This window comes from Mesorhizobium sp. M7A.F.Ca.US.014.04.1.1, from assembly GCF_003998745.1.
GTDB classification, from domain to species: Bacteria; Pseudomonadota; Alphaproteobacteria; order Rhizobiales; family Rhizobiaceae; genus Mesorhizobium; species Mesorhizobium ciceri.
The window spans coordinates 1-3,519 of sequence record NZ_RZRW01000581.1; the positions used below are offsets into that span (position 1 = coordinate 1).

A 3,519-nucleotide genomic window follows, 5' to 3' on the forward strand; every position below is an offset into this window, starting at 1 on the left:
GGGGGCGAAAACCGCCGCTGAGTTGCGCGAGCGCTATGGCGTCACGGTGACGGAAGTCGTCGGCGACGTCTCGAAGCCGGAGGTGCAGAAGGCGCTGCTCGTGGCTTGCCCCGAGCCGGACATCCTGGTCAACAACAATGGCGGACCGCCGCTTCGCGACTTCCGCACGCTCGATCGCGAAAAGATCCTCGAAGGCGTTACCCAGAACATGGTGACTCCGATCGAGCTCGTGCAGGCCGTGCTGGACGGCATGGCGGCGCGCGGCTTCGGTCGCATCGTCAACATCACCTCGCTGTCGGTCTATGTGCCCATTCCCGGCCTCGACCTGTCGTCCGGCGCGCGTGCCGGCCTGACCTCGTTCCTTGCCGGCGTGGCCAGAACGGTTGTCGACCGCAACGTCACCATCAACAGCCTTCTGCCGGGCAAGCTCGACACCGACCGGCTGCGCGGCCCGCATGAGGCCGGCACAGTCGAAAGCCCTCAGGCCGCAGCCGCGCGCAAGACCCGCATCAGCGCCGATGTTCCGGCCAAGCGGCTCGGCACGCCGGAGGAATTCGGCCAGATCTGCGCCTTCCTGTGCTCGGTCCACGCCGGCTATCTGACCGGGCAGAACATACCGGTCGATGGTGGTCTTTACGTCAGCGCCTTTTGATCAACTTATCCGTGAAACGGTCGGATCCGTCCGTCAGACAATCGTTATAAGTATTTGATTGTTCAATACTTTCTACGCGCCGCCGGGTATTGCCGCCGGCGCGTCAATTAGCGTCGCGAAAAACCACGGCTGCATGCTAAAAGGGAATCTCCAGGCAGATTTCGAGGGAGCGGCCGCATGGAAGGCGAGAGCAAAAAGACGGCACGTTCGGACCTCGACGAAGCCGCCCTCTACTTCCACAAGCACCCAAGGCCGGGAAAGCTCGAGATACAGGCGACCAAGCCGCTCGGCAATCAGCGCGACCTCGCGCTCGCCTATTCCCCCGGCGTCGCCGCCCCCTGCCTGGAAATCCGCGACGATCCGGCGACCGCCGCCGACTACACCGCACGCGCCAATCTGGTCGGTGTCGTCACAAACGGATCGGCCGTGCTCGGCCTCGGCAATATCGGCCCGCTGGCCTCCAAACCGGTCATGGAAGGCAAGGCCGTCCTGTTCAAGAAGTTCGCCGGCATCGATGTCTTCGACATAGAGATCGACGCGCCCGCTATCGAGCGCATGGTCGAGACGATCTCGGCCCTCGAGCCGACCTTCGGCGGCATCAATCTCGAGGACATCAAGGCGCCGGAATGCTTCGAGGTCGAGGAACAGCTGAAGGCCCGCATGGGCATACCGGTGTTCCACGACGACCAGCACGGCACCGCCATCATCGTCGCTGCCGCCGTGCTCAACGGGCTGGAGTTCGCCGGCAAGACCATATCGGACATCAAGATCGTCACCTCCGGCGCCGGGGCTGCCGCCCTTGCCTGCCTCAACCTGCTGGTCTCGCTCGGCGCCAAGGTCGAAAACATCTGGGTCACCGACCGTTTCGGCGTCGCCTACAAGGGCCGCACCGATGAGATGGATCGTTGGAAAGACCCCTATGTGAAGGACACCGAGGCGCGCACGCTGGCCGACGTCATTTCGGGCGCCGACGTCTTCCTCGGCCTGTCGGCGGCAGGCGTACTGAAGCCGGAACTGCTCCAGCACATGGCGCCGAAGCCGCTGATCCTGGCGCTGGCCAACCCCAATCCGGAGATCATGCCGGAAATAGCGCGTGCAGCGCGTCCGGATGCGATGATCTGCACCGGCCGGTCCGATTTTCCCAATCAGGTCAACAACGTACTGTGTTTTCCTTACATTTTTCGCGGTGCGCTCGACTGCGGCGCCAGCGCCATCAATGAGGAGATGAAGATGGCGGCGGTGCGGGCAATCGCAGCGCTCGCACGCGAGGAACCTTCGGACGTCGCGGCCCGCGCCTATTCCGGCGAGACGCCGATCTTCGGCCCTGAATTCCTGATCCCTTCGCCCTTCGATCCGCGGCTGATCCTGCGCATAGCGCCCGCGGTCGCCAAGGCAGCCTGCGACACCGGCGTCGCGACGCGGCCGATCACCGACTTTGCCGCCTATATCGACAAGCTGAACCGCTTCGTCTTCCGCTCCGGCCTGGTGATGAAGCCGGTGTTCTCGTCCGCCAAGGCATCGAGCGCCAAGCGCGTCATCTATGCCGACGGCGAGGATGAGCGCGTGCTGCGGGCTGCCCAGGTGGTGCTCGAGGAAGGCATCGCCGAGCCGATCCTGATCGGCCGCCCGCACGTCATCGAAGTGCGCCTGAAGCGCTACGGCCTGCGCATCAAGCCCGGGGTCGATTTCGGCCTCATCAACCCGGAAGACGATCCGCGCTACCGCCACTATGTCGACCTTTTGATCGAACTCGCCGGCCGGCGTGGCGTGACGACGGAAGCCGCGCGCACTATGGTGCGCACCGACAACACGGTGATCGCAGCACTTGCGCTGAAACGCGGCGATGCCGACGCCATGGTCTGCGGCCTCGAAGGTCGATTCGAGCGGCATCTGCGCAACGTCACCTTGATCATCGGCCCCCGCGCCGGCATCAAGGACCACGACCTGTCGACGCTTTCCATGCTGATCTCGCAGCGCGGCATCATCTTTCTGACCGACACCCACGTCTCCGTCGACCCGACGGCGGAAGAAATCGCCGAGATGACGGTGCTGGCGGCGGAAGAAATCCAGCGCTTCGGCATCGAGCCGAAGGCAGCACTCTTGTCGCATTCCGATTTCGGCTCGCGCGATTCGCCCAGCGCCCTGAAGATGCGGCAAGCAGCGGCGATCCTGGCGCGCATCGCGCCTGACCTTGAATGCGATGGCGAGATGCATGCGGACACTGCTCTGTCGGAGCACCTGCGCCAGCGCGTCTATCCCCATTCGAGACTGAAGGGCGAAGCCAATTTGCTGGTGTTCCCCAACCTCGATTCGGCAAACATCACGCTGACGGCGCTCAGAACCATGACGGATGCGCTACATGTCGGGCCGATCCTGCTCGGCACCGACATGCCGGCGCATATATTGACGCCGTCTGTCACCTCGCGCGGCGTCGTCAACATGACGGCGCTTGCCGTGGTCGAAGCCGCCCACAAGGCACAAGCGGTCGTCAATCTGGGCTGAACACGGATTTCGCGGTAAACTGCAGTTAACCGCGAACACGGTAGCCTTGCGGGGCTAACAGCCGATTTGGAAGGCGGAGTTTGGGCGGATGGCAAGCGGAGGGTGGAAGCAGGCGCATGCTGTCGTGCTGCTTGGCCTGCTGTTGTCCGCAACCTGGGGAGTAGCCGAGCCACAGGCTGCTTCGCGGGTCTGCCGCCAGTTGGAAGCCGATCTTGCCGCGTCCTCGCGCGGCGGCGGTGGCGGTCCGGCGCTAGTCCGGAAATACGATTCCGCGATTGCCAGGCAGCATGAGCAGATTTCGAAGGCTCGCAGCCAGGCGAGCCAGGCCGGGTGCGGTTTTTCGCTGTTTGGCCGCACCCTCAATC

Annotated in this window: 2 protein-coding genes and 1 pseudogene; all 3 read left to right on the forward strand. The window is 64.0% G+C overall.

From position 1 onward, the window contains the following. Nucleotides 1-652 (forward strand): SDR family oxidoreductase (locus EOA22_RS27925; RefSeq protein WP_127390376.1); only part of this gene is annotated, 652 nt, incomplete at its 5' end. A 177-nt stretch (nucleotides 653-829) separates the two neighbouring features. Then, on the forward strand, nucleotides 830-3,154 hold the full coding sequence (locus EOA22_RS27930) for an NADP-dependent malic enzyme (protein ID WP_024503551.1): 2,325 nt from the start codon (nucleotides 830-832) through the stop codon (nucleotides 3,152-3,154). An 88-nt stretch (nucleotides 3,155-3,242) separates the two neighbouring features. Continuing rightward, nucleotides 3,243-3,519: pseudogene (locus EOA22_RS27935) on the forward strand (hypothetical protein); the annotation flags it as partial.

What these genes read in the sequence shown, in the direction of transcription:
- EOA22_RS27930 (WP_024503551.1), top strand. Translation starts at nt 830, where the DNA reads ATGGAAGGCGAGAGCAAAAAGACGGCACGTTCGGACCTCGACGAAGCC.